Origin of the sequence: Paraperibacillus marinus, from assembly GCF_046237605.1 — a bacterium.
GTDB classification, from domain to species: Bacteria; Bacillota; Bacilli; order Bacillales; family DSM-1321; genus Paraperibacillus; species Paraperibacillus marinus.
Genome location: NZ_CP143542.1, coordinates 3,954,824 through 3,976,071, shown reverse-complemented (window position 1 = coordinate 3,976,071; position 21,248 = coordinate 3,954,824). Strand labels below are relative to the sequence as shown.

The window sequence follows — 21,248 nt, the reverse complement described above, 5'->3', positions numbered from 1 at the left end:
GAAAGCTCTATTATTAAAAGAAAGATAATTAATTAATTTAATTAAGTTACCATAAAACGATATAGAGGTGAATCCAAATGACAATCTATCAGTTCATACAGAGTTTATTGGATTACGGAATCCGGCAGAAGCTTCTGGAAGTGGCAGATGGCGTGTATGCACGAAACCGCCTGCTGTCGCTGCTTGGGCTGGATGAATGGGAGCCATCAGAAGGAAGGGAGCTTCCGCTTCATGAGCTGCTTGACGGGATGCTCGACTTTGCACAGAAACAGGGGATTTTAAAAACAGACACGGTGACTGAACGGGATATTTTAGACACAGAGATCATGGACTGCCTGATGCCCCGTCCATCAGAAGTGGTACGGCAATTTGAGAGCGATTACAGAACAAGTCCGGAGGCTGCGACGAACCGGTATTATCAAATGTCCCTGAGTTCCAATTACATCAGGCAGGACCGGGTGGCGAAGAACAAACAGTGGAGAACGGAGACGCCGTATGGAGAAATCGATATTACCATCAATCTCTCCAAGCCGGAAAAGGATCCGAAGGAAATCGCGCTGTTGAAAAATGCACCACAAAGCTCGTATCCAAAATGTGCGCTCTGCCGCGAAAATGAAGGCTACCGCGGAAATATCCGGAATGCCGCAAGGGCGACGCACAGAATCATCCCGGTTAAGCTGAACCATGAAGACTGGTTCCTGCAGTATTCTCCATATGTGTACTATAACGAACACTCGATCATCTTCAGGGCAGAGCATCTGCCGATGAAGATATCGGGAGATACATTTACCCGCCTGCTGGAATTTACCGAGAAGTTCCCTCACTACTTTGTGGGCTCAAATGCAGACCTGCCGATTGTCGGCGGATCGATCCTGACGCACGACCATTTCCAGGGAGGCCGCTATGAATTTGCCATCGAAAGGGCAGAAACAAAAGAAAGCATCACACTACCCGGCTATCCTTCCGTAACACTAGGTATTGTGAATTGGCCGATGTCCGTGATCCGGGTGCGCGGAGAGAAGGATGAAGTCCAGGCGGTGACCGAGCATATCTGGAGGAGCTGGCAGACGTACAGCGATCCGGAGGCAGAGGTGCTTGCCACAAGCGGCGATGTTCCGCACAATACCGTAACACCGATTGCGAGAAGACGCGGCGGATTGTTTGAGATGGATGTGGTGCTGCGCAATAACCGGACCTCAGGGGAGCATCCGGGCGGGATCTTTCATCCCCATCAAGAACTGCATCATATCAAAAAAGAAAATATCGGCTTAATCGAAGTCATGGGCCTTGCCGTCCTGCCGGGCCGGCTTGCGGAAGAATTGGAACTGGTGGGCAGCTATCTCACGGATCCGCGCCCCCTCGAAGAATGGGACGAGAGTGTCGTCAAGCACTCGGACTGGGCTGGCCGGATTCTCCAGAAATACAGCGATATTACAAAAAGCAATGTGAACAAAATCATCGAGGATGAAGTGGGCGCCGTATTCCAGACAGTCCTTGAACATGCCGGTGTCTACAAACGCGACGAAGCAGGAAAGCAGGCATTTATTCGTTTCCTGCATTCTCTGCAAAAATGATGTTTCTTAACTGATTGATATAATAGGCTGGTTTCTAAAAGGTTGATTTTATTAAGGTTTGTAAGGAACTTACAATTGGTAAACAGGGCTGATTGGAGCATAAGGTGCGAGACTCCTGCAGGAGCAGCGGGACATTTGAGACGCCGCAGACGAAGACGAGGAGGCTCACTGCCCGCCCCGCTCCAATGGAGCACATGGAGCGGAAATCATCCTTCTTATTCAACAAATAAACTGTTTGCTAAAACAGCCTGATAAAAAGATAAAGACGGGAGAAGGTTGATCATATGAATGCAGCTGGATTAACAGAATTATTTGAAAAGCAATATGGTTATCGTGAAGGAGTGCGGATCTTTTTTGCTCCGGGCCGTGTCAATTTGATTGGTGAGCATACGGATTATAATGGAGGCTATGTGTTTCCGGCAGCCCTCACGTTTGGCACCTGGGCCGCTGCGGCGCCAAGGGCGGACCAAGAGTATCATCTGGCTTCCGCCAATTTCTCCACGACAGCCTCATTTTCAGCAGCGGAGGAGCTGGTGTACCGGGAAGAAGATGACTGGGCCGGCTATCCGAAGGGTGTCCTGAAGGAATTGATCACCCTTGCCGGTGATGCAGCAGGAAATTACAGCGGTGCCGATATCTTATTTTACGGAAATATCCCGAATGGGGCCGGACTTTCTTCTTCTGCTTCCATCGAGCTTGTGACTGGTCTTGCGTTCAGCAGACTGGCGGGCTTAGAGATTCCTATGTTAGAATTGGTAAAATTAGGACAGAGTGCTGAAAACCATTTTGTCGGCGTTAACTGCGGCATTATGGATCAATTCGCGGTCGGCATGGGACGGGCCGATCAGGCGATGATGCTGAAATGCGATACGCTTGACTATCAATATGTTCCTGTGAAGATTGACGGCCATAAGCTGGTCATCACGAATACAAACAAGCGCCGCGGCCTTGCCGATTCAAAATATAATGAGCGGCGCGCCCAGTGTGAGGAAGCGCTCCAGATTCTGCAGCAGGAGCTTCCGCATATTAAAAACCTTGGTGATGTCAGCATGGATCAGTGGGAAAAAGTTAAACATCTCATCCAGGATTCCATCATCAGGGCGAGGGCTGAGCATGTGATCTCTGAAAATGAACGCGTGCTCCTGGCTACCCGGAAGCTGCAGGAAAACGACCTGCCTGCCTTTGGCGAGCTGATGAAAAAATCCCATGAGTCACTAAGGGACTTGTACGAAGTGACTGGATTTGAACTGGATACTCTATTTGAAGAGGCATCCGCCGTTCCGGGCTGCATTGGCACACGGATGACCGGTGCCGGCTTTGGCGGCTGCAATGTAAGCCTTGTGAGGGAAGATGCGGTCGAGGAATTCAAGAAGCTTGTGGCTGAAGGCTATACAGCGAAAACCGGCTTGAATCCTGACTTCTATGTATGTGAAATCGGGGATGGAGCGAAAGAAATCATTTAAGGGGGAAAAAACATGGCAATTTTAGTTACGGGCGGAGCAGGATATATCGGAAGTCATACAGTGGCAGAACTGCTGAATCAGGGTGAGGAAGTTATCGTCGTGGATAATATTTTGACCGGACATGAAAAGGCTGTCCCGGGCGGCACCTTCTATCAGGGAGATCTTCGTGATAAAGACTTCCTGGATTCTGTATTCACAAAGCATGATATTGAAGCGGTGATCCACTTCGCAGCAAGCTCCCTTGTCGGGGAAAGCGTACAAGAACCGCTTAAATACTACGAAAACAATCTGATTGCCTCACATACCCTGGTTTCGGCCATGGAAAAGCATCGCGTGAAAAAGATTGTCTTTTCATCGACTGCGGCCACTTACGGGGAGCCTGAGCAGGTGCCGATCCTTGAAGGAGATGCCACGAATCCGACAAGTCCGTACGGAGAGACGAAGCTGGCCATGGAAAAAATGTTCCGCTGGTGTGACGGGGCATTCGGCCTGAAATCGGTATCCCTGCGCTACTTTAATGCGGCAGGCGCTCATCCGGACGGAGAAATAGGCGAGGATCATACGCCGGAGAGCCATCTGATTCCAATCATCCTTCAGGTAGCACTCGGCCAAAGAGAGCATATCAGCATCTTTGGCGATGATTATGCCACCGAGGATGGAACCTGCATCCGTGACTATATCCATGTAATGGACCTGGCAAATGCCCACTGGCTTGCCCTGGAGCATCTGCGCAGCAAAAATGAGAGCGATGTATTCAATCTGGGCAACGGACGCGGCTTTTCTGTCAAGGAAGTGATTGAAACAAGCCGTGAGGTGACGGGCCACAGCATCCCTGAAGTGGTAAGCGGACGCCGAGCCGGCGATCCTGCCATCCTGATCGCCTCTTCAGAAAAGGCACAAAGCGTTCTTGGCTGGAAGCCTAAATACAATAATCTGAAGACGATCATCGAGACAGCATGGAAGTGGCATCAATCACATCCGCATGGATACAGCAGCAAGTAAGGCAGAGGGGGAGCAGCAATGACTGAAGCGGTTGAACGAGTAAGGAAGTTTATAGAAGAAAAGAGGATAGACGGTGTATTGTTCCGTAGAAGAAACAATTTCTCGTGGCTGACGGGCGGGAAAGTGAATCATATTGTGAACACTACTGAATTTGGTGTGGCTGATTTATTGGTCACGCCCACCACAAACTATTGCATCACGTCCAAAATGGAATCAGCCCGAATCCACGATGAAGAGCTCGAAGGATCAGGCTATGAATTCGTGACACCGGAATGGTATGAGGACCAGGATGCTGTTGTGCGCGGGATGTGCGAAGGCAAGAAGATTGCAGCAGATATCCCTTTTGACGGCTTCCTTGATTTTGGGCAGGAGCTGGCAAGTTTGCGCTATACACTGGGTGCAGAGGAAATCACGCTGTACCGCTGGCTGTGCCAGAAGGCCGCGAAGGCAGTGGAATCGACAGCGCGTGAAATCGAGCCCGGCTGGACCGAGTACGAAATCGCGGCCCATCTCGGGGCAAAGGTTGTCAAGGACGGCATCAATCCTCAGGTGATTCTTGTGTCCACGGATGAGCGTGTATTCAAGTACCGCCATCCGATCCCGACCGGCAAAAAGCTTGAGCGATATGCCATGATTGTTATCTGCGCTGAAAAAGGCGGACTTGTGGCCAATGTGACCCGCTTCGTGCACTTTGGAGAGCTGTCACAGGAAATCAAAGAAAACAAGCAAAAGCTCGTTTCCATCGATCTTGCCATGAATACAGCCACCCGGCCGGGAGCAGCAATCAAAGACATCCTTCAGGGCGGATTTGATGCCTACAGCGAAGTCGGCCATGGCGACGATTGGCGCTTCCTCCACCAGGGAGGCCCGACCGGGTATGCATCCCGCGAATTCCTGGCCACGCCAGGCGTGGAAGGCATTGTCCAGGTAAACCAGGCCTTCGCCTGGAACCCGGCCATCCGCGGGATCAAGTCTGAAGACACCCTGCTGGTTGGCGAAGAAGGCAACGAATTCATGACCCATACAGGTGAATGGGTTTATATCAAAGCAGAACACGAAGGCCGGGCCTATCTCCGTCCTGACATATTAGTGCGGTAAGGGTGGCAGTTTTAGTGCCTTTTAGACCGCAGGCAGACCCGGTGGAAACCGGGGAGGCCTGCGGTCTTTTTTATTGGCTATTTATTGGAGACAACTCTGCGTTCGATGAAGAAGGTTGATTTCCGCTGCAGACACTCGCGGACCTTAGGGGCGGGCGGTGAGCTTCCTCGCTTCGCTGCGGGGTCTCACCTGTCCCGCAGCTCCCGCAATGAAAGGCGGAGAACGGTGCTTTTCAAACTAAATAAATGTGTGCAGAATGAATATGAAATCATATAAAACCCATGAAATTTTTGAAAAGCAGCGACCTGAAAAGCATAATGCAGGCAGGCCGTGGGAAGCGGTCTTCTTCCCAGGGACTGACTGACTTATGACTCGAAGGCCGCAGTTCGCAGCCGGATCAGGAGTCTCGCGCCTTCCGCTCCAATCAACCTGGTTTAAAATCAAACTAACTCACACACTTAACCTAAAAAAAAGCGTCCTATATTACTCACGATTGTACAAAAACGACAAAAATCAGACTCCTTTCACCAGCGTTCAGCATAACCCCTCCCTTTCCTGCATAAATTAACCATGCCTTCTCACTGGCGGATCAACCACATTTATGGTAGAATAAAAAAGTAAGGAAAGTAAGGAATTCTTGTAAAACAAGGAGAAGTGAACATGGAATTTTCGAAGCTGAGTTCAAAGGGGCAGATTACGATACCTAAACATATCCGGGATGTATTGGACCTGCATGAGGGTGAGAGAATAGCTTTTATTGAGGAAAATGGGCTGGTTATCATGACGAAGGCGGATCTGCAATCTCTTCATGATATACAGGACATTGTCAGCGACGAAACGTTCAAGCAGCTTATCCGCAAGGCAAAAACTCATTTTGGTGAGGAATAGGAAGGGAGTTCATGGGCATGGACATTCGAGAAGGAGATCTGCCTGGAATCGGGCGGAAGTTTGAGGCAGTCACACGCAATAATGACAAGGTTGTTGTGATCATCCATGATGATGGACGGAGGGAAATGTATCATTACGATGATGATGATCATGAAGAAAGCATCTCCAATATCACACTGAACGATGCGGAAGCACGCCAGCTGGCTGCCATTCTTGGGGGAATGGTGTATAAGCCGAAGGCGCTGGAACATATTGAACTTGCCTTTGATGAATTGATCATCGAGTGGTACAAGGTGGAGCAGGGCGCACCTGCTGTCAATCAAACGATAGGCGATATCGATGTGAGGAATAACTACGGAATCACCGTCTTGGCCATCATCAAGAAGAATAAAACAAAGGAACTGACACCTGGGCCCGATGCGGTCATTGAAGCAGGGGATACACTGGTTATTTCTGGTGAAAGAAAGGATTTACGGAATATCATCAGCGATCAGCTGACTAATAAGGGGGGATAAGTATAGATGGATCATCTCATTTTTGAAGTAGGTACAGCACTGCTCCTCGTAGCCCTGGCTGCGATCCTTGCAAACAAGTTGAATTTCTCCATTATCCCATTTTTGATCGTGGTCGGGATGCTGGTCGGTCCTCATGCCCCAGAGTTCGGGGTCATCAGTTTACGATTTATTGAAAGCCAGGAGTTCATTGGATTTCTGGGACGTATCGGAATTCTCTTCCTCCTGTTTTATCTGGGACTGGAGTTCTCGGTTGGAAAGCTTATAAAATCAGGAAAGTCGATTGTGGTCGGCGGGAGCATCTATATTTCAATCAACTTTGCGCTCGGTTTCCTGTATGCACTGCTTATGGGTTTTCCAATCCTTGAAGTCTTGATCATTGCCGGGATCATCACCATTTCATCCAGTGCCATTGTCGCCAAAGTCCTTGTCGACCTGCGCCGGACGGGAAATAAAGAGACCGAGCTGATTCTCGGGATCATCATGTTCGAAGACATTTTCCTGGCCGTTTATCTCTCCATCGTCTCCGGTCTTATACTGGGAGACTCTACATCGATTGGCGGAACTTTGCTGTCCGTGCTGATTGCCCTTGGCTATATGCTGGCTTTCTTCATCATTGCAAGAAAGGCCACACCTCTATTAAACAAATTGCTCAATATTAAATCAGATGAAATATTCATCATTGTGGTTTTTGCCGCCTTGTTCTTCATAGCCGGCTTCTCAGAAACCATACATGTCGCTGAAGCCATCGGCGCTCTGCTCCTGGGCCTTGTGTTCTCAGAAACGAATCAGGGCGAGCGGATCGAGCATCTCGTGGTTCCATTCCGGGACTTCTTCGGGGCCATTTTCTTCTTCAGCTTTGGCCTCAGCATCGATCCATTCAGCCTTGGCGGAGCAGTATGGCTGGCTCTTGGCGCTGTGGTGATTACCATCATCGGCAACTTTACGGCCGGGATGATTGCCGGCCGGAGGGCGGGGCTTTCCCATAAAGCATCGGCCAATATCGGGTTGACCATCGTATCGCGCGGCGAGTTCTCGATCATCATGGCAAACCTCGGCCTCTCTGGCGGCCTGATGGGCATCCTGCAGCCGTTCTCAGCCCTTTATGTGCTGATCCTTGCGATTCTTGGGCCGCTCCTGACAAAGGAATCCAAGCATATCTATAATGCTTTAAACAAAATCTTCAAATGGAAGGCGCCTGCGCCCAAAAAGGAGAAGCTGAAGGAAAAGCCGGAAGCTTAAAAAAAGGAACGCCCCGCTGTCCCAGGACAAACGGGGCGTTCTTTTTTCTATTTCACGACAGGAACATCCTGCATCTTGCTGCCTGGCTCCTGGTTTTTAATAACAGGCCAGCCCTTTTTCCACGTGATCGGATCGATCATCAGCGGTCGGCGGGTAATGCCGGAAATCATTTTTGGTTCCTTGACGTCGATGGCGTGATAAATCATCCAGTCGCGGCCCTTTTCATCCGTGATCACCGCATTATGGCCGGGTCCGGCGAACTTTTGGCTGCCGGTCATGATGACGGTGCCCTTCGTATCTTTTATATCGGCACCCGTCTGGTCGAGGTAGGGGCCGGTGATGCTTTTGGAGCGGCCGACAGCCACATGGTACGTGCTGTCCTTGCCCTCACAGCAGGAGCCGGAGGAAAGGAACAGATAATAATATCCATCCCGCTTGACGATATACGGCGCCTCAAACGCATCGCTTCCTACCTGGAACGGCTTGCCGGCTGTCTTCATGCCGTCTTCTGTCAGCTTCACGCCGTAAATTCCGTGGAAACTCCCCCAGAATAGATAAGGTGTGCCATTGTCATTATAGAAGGCAGGATCAATTGAATTTTCCACCCCGATCTTCTGGCTGCGGAGCACTTCACCCTTATCCGTGAACGGTCCCTCGGGCTTGCTGCTCACTGCCACACCGACTCCGGGATCCTGATCTCCCCAGGTAGACATCGAGTAGTAGAGATAATACTGATCCTTATAGTAGGAAATATCAGGCGCCCAGATGCCGCCTTCCTTCCAGTTCGGCTTATCCACGGCTTCAAAGGCTTCGCCGGCATAATCCCACTTCACCAGGTTTTTCGAGCGGATGACCGGAACATATCTCGGCCCTTTGCCATCCCCCCAATTGTCTTCCGTCCCGTAAGCATAATAGTAGCCATCTTTTCCTTTAATGATGGAGGGATCGGCAATCACCGGCTCAAACACCGGGTTCTTATATTGTTTCCCTTTTGGCTTTTCTTCTTCTGCGGATTGCCCGCTGCAGCCGGAGAGGGCAAGGACACCCGCAAGCAGCATGCCTGTTAATCGCTTGTTCAAGATAGCACAACCTTTGTCTGGGATATTTTCTTAGTTAAATAAATTAATTTACCTATCCGCATTTTAACGTACTTGCTGACGGGCTTCAATTCTTTTCCAACTATGAAGCATGTATTCTAATAGATTTGTGTTTTATCAATCGTTTTGCGAGGTAAAAATATAATAAAAACTGGAAGTGTGCAGAGTAAGGAGCAGAATTCCTGATCCAGCTGCGGTTTTCGGTTCCTCAAGCCTCTGTGCGAGGCTATTCATATCAACATGTTCAGCATCTTCACAAATGTTAGACCCGCAGAAAAATTCCAGGAAGTTCACTGCAGGCCCGCAAAAAAGAGAAGATGGGGCCAGCGGAAATCCCGCTTCCTGTTTCATAGCAGCAAAGCCTCTGTAAAGAATCAGCCTCTTCCTATGCTAATATTCTATTAATTTTTTCAGTGAAAGCGTTGACAAATATCGCGGGCAAGATTATGATATTTATACAAAGTAAATTAATTTAATTAACTTAATTTGCTTAAAAAATCAAGCAATCAGGCTTTCAGTAAGCCATATTTAATTTTTATCCGAGGGGGATAACTTGAATGAACAAGAAGAAGTGGCTTGGCGTTGCAATGTCTGCGGCTCTGGCAATCGGTTCTTTGGCAGGATGCTCCAGCAAGGACTCTGGATCTGAAAAGAGCGGAGGAAACGAGAAAATCACCTACTGGGCTCCATTCTCAGGTGCAGATGGCCCGCGCATGAAGAACATTGTGAACAATTACAATAAGTCTCAGGATAAATATGAAGTAGATCTGCAGATCGTACCGCAGACAGATTACTATAAGACAGTCGACCTTGCTTTCTCAGGTCAAAAAAGTGCCCCGGATCTGATGATCATGCACACAGACCAGCTTACTAACTATGCTGAAAAGAATCTCCTGAAAGACATGACATCTACCATTGAGAAGAATGGTGTCAAGGCTGAAGATTATTCAGAAACAGCATGGCAGGCAGGAACGATCAAAGACAAGCAGTATTCCATTCCTTTAGATATCCATCCGCTTGTTTTGTACTATAACAAAGACATGTTCAAGGCAGCCGGCCTTGACCCGGAAAAAGCTCCAACAAACCGCGAAGAATTTGTAGCTGCAGCAAAGAAGCTTACAAATGAATCCAAAAAGCAATACGGCTTCGTCGTTCCGACACTATGGCCGAACCAGTTCATCTATCCAACCGTCTTCTTCCAAAACGGCGGAGAGCTCTTGAAAGATGGCAAGCCTAATTACAACAGCCCTGAAGGTGTTGAGGCACTGACATTCATGAGAGACCTTGTTCAAAAGGAAAAAGTTTCACCAGCCAATGTACAGCAGGACGGGGAAGTCACACTTTTCCTTCAAGGCAAAAACGCCATGCAGCTTAACGGTCCATGGATGATGGAACAATGGGACAAAGCAGGCATCAACTACGGTGTAGCTCCCGTTCCACAATTAGGTACAAAACAGCAGGCAGTCTATGCAAACGGTCACAACTTCGTCATCCCTGCTTCTGTAAAAGATAGTAAAAAACTCGAAGGAATCTCCGATTTCTTGAAATATGCGGCCGACAACACAATGGAATGGGCTAAATCAGGCCAGGCTCCAGCGTCCAAAGCCATCTACGAACAAAACGAAGAATTTAAAAAGATGGTTCAGCAGCCACAGGTTGCCAAGCAATTCGAATACGCCAAGTTCGCACCGCGTGTAGCTAACTGGGGACAACTTTCAGAGCCGCTATGGGCTGAAGTCAACCTTGCCCTTCTAGGCAAAAAAGATCCTAAAAAAGCACTCGACGATGCAAACAAAAAAGCAGAGCAGCTGGTTCAAAAATAAACCAGCCCCGCAAGGAAAAAGAAAGACGGGACAGGTGAATAAACAAAATCACCTGAACCGTCTTTTTTAAACCAAAAGCGGAGGCGCCTTGGTCAGACCCGACAAGCATAAGACGGGCAGTCCGTGAGAAGCGCCCTTACTTCTCATGGACTGACAGACTTATGACTCGAGGGTCTAGGGGCCGGAGCTAGATGAAACCTAAAGCGGAGAGCGGTGCCTTCAATTAAGAATCTTTAATAGCACCATGAACTGCAAACCAAAAGAAAACACCTAAACTGCTTAGAAGGCAGACATCCGAGAGGCATAAGACAGTCAGGCCGTGAGAAGCGCCTTTACTTCTCATGGACTGACAGACTTATGACCGAGGATGTCAGCTCGGAGCTGGATGACCCCTAAAGCGGAGGCGCTTTGATCAGACCCGACAAGCATAAGACGGGCAGGCCGTGAGAAGCGCCCTTTCTTCTCATGGACTGGCCGACTTATGACTCGAGGGTCTAGGCGCCGGAGCTGGATGAAACCTAAAGCGGAGAGCGGTGCCTTCAACCAAGATATAGTGAAAAGCACCATGGAATGCGAACCTAAAGTAAACGTACAAACTACTAAGAAGGCAGAAATCCAAAAGGAGCAGCAGCTAAAGCCCGCACCCGCCTCTGGATGATGCTTTCAACCATAAACTCCAAAACATCAAGTTAGTAAAATCATAATCTATCAAACCCGGAAAGGGGGATACGCAAATGAACAATACCACCTGGAAATCGAAGCTGACGTCGAGTTTGTTCGTTCTTCCATACCTGATTTTGTTCACTGTTTTCCTTCTGATCCCTATTGTGTATGGGGCTTGGATGAGCCTGCATAATTGGGATTTGCTGAATCCTGTACATGAATTTGTCGGCTTTAAGAACTATGCTAAACTATTTGATCCTGATTCATATTTGAACAGCTTATTTTTTGACGGATTGAAAAATACGCTGAAATTTGTTGTGTTCAGTGTTCCTCTGCTTGTCATTGTGGGGCTGGGGCTTGCGCTTCTGATCAATGCCCTGCCTAACAGGATCAAGGGAATATTCCGGACGATGTATTTCATCCCGTATGCTGTATCAGTGTCGGTCGTAGCGATTATCTGGCTGTGGCTGCTTGATACGAACAGCGGATTGATCAACAACTATCTGACAGGCATGCACCTGGATGCCATTCCATGGCTGACAGACATGCCGTGGGCGTGGGTATCCATTGTGGTGGCGACTCTATGGTGGACCATCGGATTCAATATGGTTATCTTCATTAACGCCTTGAATGATGTGTCTGAGGAATTATACGAAGCTGGTTCGCTTGATGGTGCCAGCAGGTGGCAGCGCCTGATCTACATCACCCTGCCAAGCATCAAACCGACAATGCTGTTTGTTTTGATCACTTCGACTATCGCTTCCTTCAATATCTATGGCCAGCCATACTTGATGACACGCGGCGGCCCGGGTACTGAAACGAAGGTTCTTTTAATGAATATCGTGGATGAGGCCTTCAGGCAGCGCCAGCTAGGAAACGCGGCGGCCATGTCCCTGATGATGGCGCTTCTCATGATCATCATTTCCATTGTCCAGCTTAAAATTTCTAATAGAAAGGAGTAGACGTCCATGGAAAGCAAAGCAAGTAAAACGATTATTATTATCATCGCTGCATTGATTGCCCTGGTTTTCCTGCTTCCGATTGTCTGGATGCTGTTTACTTCCTTTAAAACAGACCAGGAAGCATTTACCGCAGGCTTGAAATGGATCCCGGAAGTATTCACCCTGGAAAACTATCAATATGCCTTCCAGAGCGGCGGTGAAACGCCGGTCCTGCAGTGGATGGCGAACTCCCTTCTTGTCGGGATCACCGGCACACTCATTGTGCTGATTGCCGATACATTAGCGGCCTATGGTCTCGCAAGGCTTGATGTGCCGTTCAAGAAGTTTTTCATTGCCATGTTCATCGGATCCCTGACCATCCCTTGGGTTATCACATTCCTTCCGCTTTACATGGAATTTAACACATTCGGACTTCTTGATACGTATGCCGTACTGATTCTGCCCTATTCAGCGAACGCGTTCGGCGTGTTCCTGCTGTATCAATATTTCCGCGGATTCCCGAAGGAGCTGGAGGAAGCAGCATTCCTGGACGGCGCCAATAAATGGCAGGTGTTTACACAGGTGGTTCTGCCGTCTGCGCGCCCGGTCATCTGGACGCTTGCAATCTTCACCTTCATGGGAATTTATAATGACTTCCTGTGGCCGCTCGTTACGACCAACTCACCGGAAATGCGTACCATCACGACAGGTATTGCCGTTATGCAGCAGGGCAGCTTTGTATCGTCCCCAGCCAAGCTGATGGCCCTTACATCGATCGCAACCATTCCGGCCGTGCTTCTGTTTGTAGTCGGTCAGCGTTCATTCATTAAAGGCGTCACACAGTCAGGAATCAAATAAACAGCCACTACATTTTGGAAGGATTTGAATATACATGTCTATTCCCCGCAACGATTATCCAAGACCCCAGTTTGTCCGTACAGAATGGGAGAACCTTAATGGGCAATGGGATTTTGCATTTGATGATGAAAACAAGGGACTGAATGAGAAGTGGTTCGAGCAGTTTCCAATGAGCCGGGAAATTACGGTTCCATTTGCCTATCAGACCGAGCTGAGCGGAATCAATGATCCATCGTTCCATGATGTGGTCTGGTACCGCAGAACGTTAAGTGTGCCCCAAAATTGGTCCGGCAGACAGATTATCCTGCACTTTGGCGCGGTGGATTACCGTTCGTGGGTGTACATCAACGGAAATCTTGCCTGCCATCATGAAGGCGGAAACACGCCGTTCTCGGTGGATATCACTCATCTTTTAAACAAAGACGGCAGGGAAGACGAAGTGACTCTCCGCGTTGAGGATCCATCTGAAGATGTGACCATTCCGCGCGGTAAGCAATACTGGCATGAGCAGTCGGAATCCATTTTTTACACACGGACGACCGGCATCTGGCAGACCGTCTGGATGGAGCCTGCAGCCCAGACCGTCCTTTCCGGCATCCGCTGGACTCCTGAGATCGACCGCGGCGATATTGAGCTTGAATTCGAAGTGGGCGGCGCGTTCTCCGATGGCCTTGCCCTTGATGTAGAAATCTCATTTAACGGTAAAAAAGTAATCTCTGATTCTTCCAATCTCCTGGAAATTTACAACAAGCGCAGCTATAATGTGCGCAACCGCTTTACAGACCGAAGCAACATCCATGGACCAGGCTGGTACTGGTCACCGGAGAATCCTAATCTGTTTGATGTGACACTGACACTCCGCAAGGGAGAGGAAGTGCTCGATTCTGTTGATTCCTACTTTGGAATGCGGAAGATTTCCATTGAAAACGGCGTATTCATGCTGAACAATATGCCTTATTATCAAAAGCTTGTGCTTGATCAGGGGTATTTCCCGAAGGCCCTGCTTACAGCTCCGACAGATGAGGCGCTGAAAAGGGACATCGAGCTTGCGAAGGAAATGGGCTTTAACGGCGCAAGGAAGCACCAAAAGGTAGAAGATCCACGCTTCCTGTACTGGGCTGACCGCCTTGGATTCCTCGTATGGGGCGAAATGGCGAATGCTTCTGAATACAGCGAAGAAGCGGCACGCCGCCTGGCTACTGAATGGTTCGACGTGGTAAAGCGCGACTACAGCCATCCGTCCATCATCGTCTGGCTGCCGCTGAATGAGAGCTGGGGCATTTCCCGCGTCGCTTATGACAAGCATCAGCAGGCACACGCCACGTCCATGTACTGGCAGACCAAATCGATCGACCAGACCCGCCCGGTTCTGTCCAACGACGGCTGGGAGCATACGATCTCTGACATATGCGGCATCCATAATTACCGCAGTGCCGAAGAAATGGCCGAGGCATATAAGGATGTGGAGAGCGCCATCTCGACGACTCCCGCCAACCGCGTGATTTACGCCAATGGTTATTCTTATAGAGGCGAGCCGATTTTGATTACGGAATACGGCGGCATTGCCTATAAGGTAGACGAGCAGGAAGGCTGGGGCTACTCGGCTGTCCAATCTGCCGAAGATCTTGTAGAGGAATACCGCAGGGTGACCGGCGCCTTGACTTCAAGTCCGGTTGTCCAGGGCTTCTGCTATACACAGCTGACGGATGTGGAGCAGGAAATCAACGGCCTCCTTACCTATGACCGGGAGCCGAAATGCGACCTGAAGAAGATCAAGGAAATTAATGATCAAAAGTGATCGACTGCACCCGGCTGCTATGCCGGGTGTGTTTTTTCTGTTTATATGCCGCCATGCAGGTAATGATGATAGTACTGGCATTATGCGGGTATTTGTGTAAAATAATGTTGTGGTTAAATTAAAGGCCGGAGGAAATGAAGCATGTTAACGATCAAGGAAATTGCAGAAAAAGCAAATGTTTCCCGCACTACCGTTTCGAGGGTGCTGAACGATTCCGGATATGTAAGCGAGGAAGCAAGGAAAAGAGTGCTCACGGTCATTGAAGAAACCGGCTATGTGCCAAGCGCCCACGCCAAATCGCTGCGTACGAAGAAGACAAAGGTCATTGGGGTGATTGTGCCGAAAATCAGCACAGAAACCTCGAGCCGGCTGGTGAAGGGCCTTGATCAGGTATTGTCGGGAGCGGGCTACCAGATCCTGCTTGCCATCACGAACCTTGAGCACGAAAAGGAAATTCAGCATCTGAAGCTGCTGAAAAGCCGCCATGTGGATGGCATCATTCTGTCCGCCACAAATATTGGAGAGCCGATCCTGCAGGAAATTCAGCAGCTGAACATGCCGTTTGTCATGGTCGGACAGCCGGTTTCCGGTTTGACGAATGTGGTGTTCGATGACTATCAGGCTGCAAGGGACATGATGGACCACTTGATAACTAAGGGGCATAAGCGGATTGCCTTCATCGGAGTGGATGAAAGCGACCATGCTGTCGGCTATCTCCGAAAGAAAGGATACCTGGACGCCCTGGCTGAAAATGGGCTTGCGACAGAAGATAGCTGGATCAAGAAAGGCATTTTCGATGTCCATTCCGGCCGGAGCTGCATGAGGGCCATTTTGGAAGAATCAGCTGTAAAACCGACTGCCGTGCTGACGGTCACAGACCGGCTCGCAATTGGTGCGATGCAGCATTTAAAGGAAGCGGGAATCGAGATTCCAGCCCATATGGCAATCGGGGCAATGGGAGCCTCGGAGCTGTCGAGATACATCACACCGCGCCTTTCGACGATTGATTTTGATATAGAGGAAGCTGGCCGGGAGGCTGCCACCATGATTCTCGAAAAAATCGCTGGTGAAACATACCAGGGGAAAGTTTGCAGAGTTAAATATAGACTTCTAGAAAATGAAAGTATATAATGAAAGTGTAATCGGTTTCATTCGGTTACGCTTTTATTATCTGAAATGAGGAATCGATTCCACAGAGAGATCATACGCTCGGCTTGCACTCATCCAGGCTCTTTGTGTAATCGATTCCATACAAAATTAAATCATAGAGGTGAATGTCATGTCTGAAAATCGGAGAATAGCAGAGGAAGTCATTGAAGCAGTCGGCGGCAGGGAAAACATCAGCTCTGTTGCCCATTGTGCGACGCGCCTTCGGATCATAGTAAATGACAAGGAAAAGATCGACCAGAAAAAAGTAGAAGACATTGATAAGGTAAAAGGTGCGTTCTTTAATTCTGGACAGTTTCAGGTAATTTTCGGAACAGGAACCGTCAACCGGATTTATGAAGAAGTTTCACAGCTTGGACTTGCTACCCAGTCTGCTTCTGATCAGAAAAAAGAAGCAGTCGCAAGCGGCTCAAAATTCCAGCGGGCCATCCGTACCTTTGGTGATGTATTCGTGCCGATCATTCCTGTCCTGGTTGCCACCGGACTCTTTATGGGTGTGCGCGGCCTGGTTATGCAGGAGCAGGTACTGGCCCTGTTCGGCCTGAGCCCTAAAGACATCTCGGAAAACTTCATCTTATTCACACAGGTGCTGACAGATACAGCGTTCATCTTCCTGCCGGCGCTTATCGCCTGGTCAACCTTCCGGGTATTCGGCGGAACACCGATCATCGGCCTCGTTCTTGGCTTGATGCTTGTCAGCCCGGCCCTTCCTAATGCATGGGCCGTTGCCGGGGGAGATGTGACACCGATCAAGTTCTTCGGCTTCATCCCGGTGGTCGGCTACCAGGCTTCCGTGCTTCCGGCTTTCATCGCCGGGATTATCGGGGCCAAGCTTGAACGGTTTATCCGCAAACGGGTTCCTGAAGTACTGGATTTAATTCTGACACCATTTTTGACACTGCTGGTGATGATTATCCTGGCCTTGTTCGTTATCGGGCCGGTCTTCCACATCGTTGAGCAGGGAATCCTGGACGCAGCCACAAACGTCCTTTCCTGGCCGTTCGGACTCAGCGGACTCATTCTTGGCGGACTTAACCAGCTGGTTGTTATCACTGGTGTACACCACATCTTTAATATGTTTGAAATACAGCTGCTCGCCAAGTACCATAACAATCCTTATAACGCCATCATCACTTGCTCAGTGGCTGCCCAGGCCGGCGCTGCTCTCGCTGTGGGGCTCAAGACAAAATCAAAGAAGCTGAAGGCGCTCGCTTATCCGTCTTCCTTCTCAGCTCTATTGGGAATTACCGAGCCTGCACTCTTCGGGGTTAACCTCCGTTACGGCAAACCGTTCATCATGGGCCTTATCGGCGGCGCGGCTGGCGGATTCTTAAGTTCCATCCTCGGACTTAAGGGAACCGGGATGGCAGTGACGGTCATACCTGGTGCCCTTCTGTATCTGAACGGACAGCTCCTTCAGTACATTTTAGTCAACGTCATCGCCATTGCTGTTGCCTTCATCCTTACCTGGATGTTCGGCTATTCCGACAAAGCGGCAGCAGAAATCGAAAAATAATAAAAGAAGAAGGCAGGATACCCAGCTTGCCTTCTCTTTTTTACTTATAGGAGGTGCCTATCCTGAACGAGAACGATCTTATCCAACAAGCATACGAAGAAGTAGAAAAACATCAAGAACTGGCAGAGAGCGACCCATACCGGCTGGACTTTCATCTCATGCCGCCTGCCGGACTTTTAAATGACCCAAACGGCTTAATTTATTACAAGGGTGCCTATCATGTGTTTTATCAGTGGAATCCTTTTGAAACGGCGCATGGGGCAAAATTCTGGGGGCATTTTACGTCAACGGATCTCGTCGGCTGGCAGGAAGAAAAAATCGCCCTGGCACCGAGCGAATGGTATGAACGGAATGGCTGCTACTCGGGAAGTGCCGTGGAATACGACGGCAAGCTGTATCTCATCTACACTGGCAATGTAAAACTCGAAGACGGCACACGGGAAACCTATCAGTGCCTCGCGGTATCAGAAGACGGCCTTTCTTTTGAAAAAAAGGGACCAGTCCTCGGGCTGCCTGAAGGCTATACCGCCCATTTCCGGGATCCCAAGGTCTGGAGGGAAGGAGACACCTGGTACATGGTGCTCGGCGCCCAGACACTGGAAGAGAAGGGGGCAGCAGTGCTATTCACCTCCCCGGACCTCTACAAGTGGAAGGAAGCCGGCCGCATTGCCGGAGCAGACATGAACGGTCTTGGAGAATTCGGGTATATGTGGGAATGCCCGGATCTTTTCCCGCTTGGAGGAAAGGATATCCTCATGGTGTCGCCGCAGGGCCTTGAGCCGAGCGGCCACCTGTATCAAAATCTGTTTCAATCCGGCTATTTCGTTGGTGAATTAGACCGGAACAGCCCGCGTTTTACACATGGCCCTTTCATCGAAATAGACCGCGGCTTCGACTTTTATGCGCCGCAGACCTTCCTTGATGGAGGGGGGAGAAGGATCATGATCGCCTGGATGGGCATCACCGACGAAGCCGAGGCCTTTCAGCCCACGCTCAAAAAAGGCTGGGTCCATGCCCTGACCATCCCGCGGATTCTGGAGTACCGTGATGACAAAGTCTATCAGAATCCAGCTCCTGAGCTGGAAGCAATGCGGGGGGACCGGGAAGAATTCAGCGGCGTGAAAGCATCCCATATTGAGGGCGTGCGGGGAATTACTGCTGAACTGCTTTTGAATGACTTCAAGGGAGAGGCAGCCAGCTTCACCATTAACCTTCGCGGCGAAGCAAGTTTCTCGTATGATGCCGAGAAAAAAGAAGTCAGCCTGGAGCGCCGCTGCCTCCGCACAGGAAGAACGGAAACAAGAACCTGTGCTGTCTCTGGCCTCTCAAGCGTGCAGCTGCTGATGGACACCTCCTCGCTCGAAATCTTCATCAACGGCGGGGAAGAAGTCTTCACAGCCAGATACTTCCCCGAGCCGGAAAATGATTTGATTACATTTGAGGGAGACGCAGAGTTTACCCTCACCAAATGGAACTTAAGCAAGTGATAAGAATGCCCAGCGCCGCTGGGCATTCTTTTTTTGATTTTGAGACGGTACTCAGCCGGTTTTTTGACGATTTTACATGAGAATGGAGCAGGGGAGGAGATAAATTCATATTTTATAAGCTTTTGAGGGTGTATATGTGTAGTGGCGCTCGGGAGGTTGGGAGTTTACTAGCCGAACTCAGCATTTTACTCGCGGAAATGGATAATTTACTCGCCAAACGGAGCACTTTACTCGCGGGAATGGATAATTTACTCGCCAAACGGAGCACTTTACTCGCGGAAACGGATGATTTACTCGCCGAACTCAGCACTTTACTCGCGGGAATAGGTGATTTACTAGCCGAAAGGAGTACTTTACTCGCAGAAATGGATGATTTACTCGCCAAACGGAGTACTTTACTCGCGGGAGTGCATGGTTTACTAGCCGAACGCAGTCCTTTACTTGCGGGAATGGATGATTTACTTGCGCAGCGCGGTCCTTTACTTGCGGAAATGGACGATTTACTTGAGCAGCGCAGTCCTTTACTTGCGGGAATGGATGATTTACTTGCGCGGCGCGGCAATTTACTTGCGGAACCCAACATTTTACTTGCAGAAAGAGAATTCACTTCCAACCTCAGCCCGTTTACTAAACCGCCATCAAACCACGACAAAAGCCCCGGGATCATTCCCCGGGGCTTCAGCCATCATTACTTCTTAATATTCTGATCCACAATCTTCTGTGCAGCAGCGGCTGCCTTTTTAGGGCTTTCTCCGCCGAGGACAGACTGGATGGAGCTTAGTACGGCTTTTTCCACGGCTTCATCCGGGATGAGGTAGCGCGGCTGGAAGCGGGTTTTCTTTTCGGACCAGTCTGAGATGTTTTTCAGGTCTTCTGATTCGTATTTAACGTCCTTCAGGGTTACCTGCTGGCTGGTTTTGTTGGCATAAGCTTCCGCATTTTCCTTTTTGCTCAGGAATTCCACGAACTGTTTGGCTTCTTTTTTCTTCTTGGAGTTTTTATTCACTCCGAGAAGGAACGTGGTGGTATGGATTCCTTCAAATTTAGCTTCGCTTTCCGGCACGGTGATTGGTGCCAGAAGGCCGAGCTTGATGTCTTTGTTCAGGTTGCGGATGCTCGCGATGGCATATGAACCTGATGCCAGCATGGCTGCTTTTTCCTGGGCGACCATGGCGATGGCGGAATCATGCTTTGTGCCAAGCGCATCTTTTTGGAAGTAGCCTTTGTCGTTCAGTTCCTTGAACTGGGTGAGGGTCTTGACCCACCATTCCTCAGTCAGCTTGGCATCGCCTTTCATAAGCTTGGCGAAGATTTCTTCATCCGGTGCATTGTTCATCATCATGCTGTTCATGAGCTGGCCGGGGCCGATGTCGGCACCGGGGAATGCGATCGGTGTGACGCCATTTTTCTTCAGCTCTTCACACAGCTTCAGGAAGCCTTCCCAATCCTTTGCAGGCTCCAGGCCCATTTTTTCAAACATAGAAGCGTTGTATACAGGCTGGTTATAAACAAGCTGCAGTGGAAGGGCGAGCTGCTTGCCGTCCACCTTGGCAGCTTCAATTAGTTTTGGATCATAGTTCTTCACAAAATCTTCGTTGGTCAGGTCTTCATAAAAACCTAGTTTCTTCAAGGATTCAAGCTGGAATCCGGGGTTGGAGGCGAATACATCGCCGGTAGAGCCGTCGCGGAGTACAGTCTGTACAGGGTATTGTTCGGAAGGATAAATATTCATTTCCACTTCAATGCCGGTTTCCTTTGTGAACTTTTTGATCAGTTCTTCAAAAACCTGCTTATCTTCCCCGCGCCAGTGCATGAAGCTGATCTTTTTGTTTTTGGAATCAGAGCTTTCCGAGTCCTTTGAAGAGCAGCCTGCAAGCACGCTGGATAAAACCAGCAGCAGGGCGAATAAGTAAAGGCTGATTTTTTTCAATTGATTTCCCCCTAGTCAAAATATTATGTATACTAACACCATAAACCATACCCTATTATTCCGGCAAGTAAACTTATCTTTTAAACAATTTTTTAATCAATCGATTGATTATATATTTAAAAAATAGGTTTCTAACCGTATGAAATAGGGTACTAACCAGTTTAGGCAGTTATTGCTAAAAGGGGTGGG

General features: G+C 49.2%; 18 protein-coding genes. 16 read left to right on the top strand and 2 right to left on the bottom strand.

Annotated elements, in window-relative coordinates:
• Positions 1-77 precede the first annotated feature (77 nt).
• The 7 genes from galT (at position 78) to V1498_RS20080 (ending at position 7,779) form a co-directional block, all read left to right on the top strand.
• Complete coding sequence (gene galT, locus V1498_RS20110; protein ID WP_409295786.1) at positions 78-1,574, top strand: UDP-glucose--hexose-1-phosphate uridylyltransferase; 1,497 nt, start codon at positions 78-80, stop codon at positions 1,572-1,574.
• A 284-nt stretch (positions 1,575-1,858) separates the two neighbouring features.
• Positions 1,859-3,037 carry a galactokinase gene (locus tag V1498_RS20105; RefSeq protein ID WP_409295785.1) on the top strand — a complete coding sequence of 393 codons (1,179 nt, stop codon included), beginning with the start codon at positions 1,859-1,861 and terminating at the stop codon, positions 3,035-3,037.
• Between the two features lie 12 nt (positions 3,038-3,049).
• Entirely contained in the window at positions 3,050-4,039 is a 990-nt protein-coding gene (gene galE / locus V1498_RS20100) for a UDP-glucose 4-epimerase GalE (RefSeq protein WP_409295783.1), read from the top strand.
• Between the two features lie 18 nt (positions 4,040-4,057).
• Entirely contained in the window at positions 4,058-5,137 is a 1,080-nt protein-coding gene (locus V1498_RS20095; protein ID WP_409295781.1) for a M24 family metallopeptidase, read from the top strand.
• A gap of 660 nt (positions 5,138-5,797) precedes the next feature.
• Complete coding sequence (locus tag V1498_RS20090; protein WP_409295779.1) at positions 5,798-6,025, top strand: AbrB/MazE/SpoVT family DNA-binding domain-containing protein; 228 nt, start codon at positions 5,798-5,800, stop codon at positions 6,023-6,025.
• A gap of 17 nt (positions 6,026-6,042) precedes the next feature.
• Complete coding sequence (locus V1498_RS20085; RefSeq protein ID WP_409295776.1) at positions 6,043-6,540, top strand: cation:proton antiporter regulatory subunit; 498 nt, start codon at positions 6,043-6,045, stop codon at positions 6,538-6,540.
• Positions 6,541-6,546: 6 nt separating this feature from the next.
• A complete protein-coding gene (locus tag V1498_RS20080; RefSeq protein ID WP_409295774.1) occupies positions 6,547-7,779 on the top strand; it encodes a cation:proton antiporter in 1,233 nt (410 codons plus the stop codon).
• Between the two features lie 47 nt (positions 7,780-7,826).
• On the opposite strand, the gene V1498_RS20075 is transcribed toward V1498_RS20080, so the two are convergent.
• The gene (locus V1498_RS20075) at positions 7,827-8,858 is read right to left on the bottom strand and encodes a family 43 glycosylhydrolase (RefSeq protein ID WP_409295773.1); all 1,032 of its coding nucleotides are present in this window, start codon (positions 8,856-8,858) and stop codon (positions 7,827-7,829) included.
• Positions 8,859-9,433: 575 nt separating this feature from the next.
• Here V1498_RS20075 and V1498_RS20070 point away from each other — a divergent pair.
• From V1498_RS20070 to V1498_RS20030, 9 genes are all read left to right on the top strand, one after another.
• A complete protein-coding gene (locus V1498_RS20070) occupies positions 9,434-10,699 on the top strand; it encodes an ABC transporter substrate-binding protein (protein WP_409295771.1) in 1,266 nt (421 codons plus the stop codon).
• 511 nt (positions 10,700-11,210) lie between these two features.
• The gene (locus tag V1498_RS20065) at positions 11,211-11,357 is read left to right on the top strand and encodes a hypothetical protein (protein ID WP_409295769.1); all 147 of its coding nucleotides are present in this window, start codon (positions 11,211-11,213) and stop codon (positions 11,355-11,357) included.
• A gap of 76 nt (positions 11,358-11,433) precedes the next feature.
• Positions 11,434-12,324, top strand: a complete 891-nt coding sequence (locus tag V1498_RS20060) for a carbohydrate ABC transporter permease (protein ID WP_409295767.1) — start codon at positions 11,434-11,436, stop codon at positions 12,322-12,324.
• A 6-nt stretch (positions 12,325-12,330) separates the two neighbouring features.
• The gene (locus V1498_RS20055) at positions 12,331-13,161 is read left to right on the top strand and encodes a carbohydrate ABC transporter permease (protein ID WP_409295765.1); all 831 of its coding nucleotides are present in this window, start codon (positions 12,331-12,333) and stop codon (positions 13,159-13,161) included.
• Positions 13,162-13,195: 34 nt separating this feature from the next.
• Positions 13,196-14,959: a glycoside hydrolase family 2 protein gene (locus V1498_RS20050; RefSeq protein ID WP_409295763.1), complete on the top strand. Its 1,764-nt coding sequence runs from the start codon at positions 13,196-13,198 to the stop codon at positions 14,957-14,959.
• 141 nt (positions 14,960-15,100) lie between these two features.
• On the top strand, positions 15,101-16,090 hold the full coding sequence (locus V1498_RS20045) for a LacI family DNA-binding transcriptional regulator (protein WP_409295761.1): 990 nt from the start codon (positions 15,101-15,103) through the stop codon (positions 16,088-16,090).
• Positions 16,091-16,238: 148 nt separating this feature from the next.
• Complete coding sequence (locus tag V1498_RS20040; protein WP_409295760.1) at positions 16,239-17,642, top strand: sucrose-specific PTS transporter subunit IIBC; 1,404 nt, start codon at positions 16,239-16,241, stop codon at positions 17,640-17,642.
• A 62-nt stretch (positions 17,643-17,704) separates the two neighbouring features.
• Positions 17,705-19,129, top strand: a complete 1,425-nt coding sequence (locus V1498_RS20035) for a glycoside hydrolase family 32 protein (protein WP_409299385.1) — start codon at positions 17,705-17,707, stop codon at positions 19,127-19,129.
• Positions 19,130-19,263: 134 nt separating this feature from the next.
• Positions 19,264-19,836 (top strand): hypothetical protein, encoded by a 573-nt coding sequence (locus V1498_RS20030; protein ID WP_409295759.1) that lies wholly within the window; start codon positions 19,264-19,266, stop codon positions 19,834-19,836.
• On the opposite strand, the gene V1498_RS20025 is transcribed toward V1498_RS20030, so the two are convergent.
• Positions 19,818-21,059, bottom strand: a complete 1,242-nt coding sequence (locus V1498_RS20025) for an ABC transporter substrate-binding protein (RefSeq protein ID WP_409295757.1) — start codon at positions 21,057-21,059, stop codon at positions 19,818-19,820. The two genes, V1498_RS20030 and V1498_RS20025, sit on opposite strands and share 19 nt — an antisense overlap.
• Between the last annotated feature and the right edge of the window lie 189 nt (positions 21,060-21,248).

Bases quoted from the DNA above. Each gene is read 5' to 3' on its own strand.
- galT (WP_409295786.1), top strand. From the start codon at position 78: ATGACAATCTATCAGTTCATACAGAGTTTATTGGATTACGGAATCCGG.
- V1498_RS20105 (WP_409295785.1), top strand. From the start codon at position 1,859: ATGAATGCAGCTGGATTAACAGAATTATTTGAAAAGCAATATGGTTAT.
- galE (WP_409295783.1), top strand. From the start codon at position 3,050: ATGGCAATTTTAGTTACGGGCGGAGCAGGATATATCGGAAGTCATACA.
- V1498_RS20095 (WP_409295781.1), top strand. From the start codon at position 4,058: ATGACTGAAGCGGTTGAACGAGTAAGGAAGTTTATAGAAGAAAAGAGG.
- V1498_RS20090 (WP_409295779.1), top strand. From the start codon at position 5,798: ATGGAATTTTCGAAGCTGAGTTCAAAGGGGCAGATTACGATACCTAAA.
- V1498_RS20085 (WP_409295776.1), top strand. From the start codon at position 6,043: ATGGACATTCGAGAAGGAGATCTGCCTGGAATCGGGCGGAAGTTTGAG.
- V1498_RS20080 (WP_409295774.1), top strand. From the start codon at position 6,547: ATGGATCATCTCATTTTTGAAGTAGGTACAGCACTGCTCCTCGTAGCC.
- V1498_RS20070 (WP_409295771.1), top strand. From the start codon at position 9,434: ATGAACAAGAAGAAGTGGCTTGGCGTTGCAATGTCTGCGGCTCTGGCA.
- V1498_RS20065 (WP_409295769.1), top strand. From the start codon at position 11,211: ATGAAACCTAAAGCGGAGAGCGGTGCCTTCAACCAAGATATAGTGAAA.
- V1498_RS20060 (WP_409295767.1), top strand. From the start codon at position 11,434: ATGAACAATACCACCTGGAAATCGAAGCTGACGTCGAGTTTGTTCGTT.
- V1498_RS20055 (WP_409295765.1), top strand. From the start codon at position 12,331: ATGGAAAGCAAAGCAAGTAAAACGATTATTATTATCATCGCTGCATTG.
- V1498_RS20050 (WP_409295763.1), top strand. From the start codon at position 13,196: ATGTCTATTCCCCGCAACGATTATCCAAGACCCCAGTTTGTCCGTACA.
- V1498_RS20045 (WP_409295761.1), top strand. From the start codon at position 15,101: ATGTTAACGATCAAGGAAATTGCAGAAAAAGCAAATGTTTCCCGCACT.
- V1498_RS20040 (WP_409295760.1), top strand. From the start codon at position 16,239: ATGTCTGAAAATCGGAGAATAGCAGAGGAAGTCATTGAAGCAGTCGGC.
- V1498_RS20030 (WP_409295759.1), top strand. From the start codon at position 19,264: ATGTGTAGTGGCGCTCGGGAGGTTGGGAGTTTACTAGCCGAACTCAGC.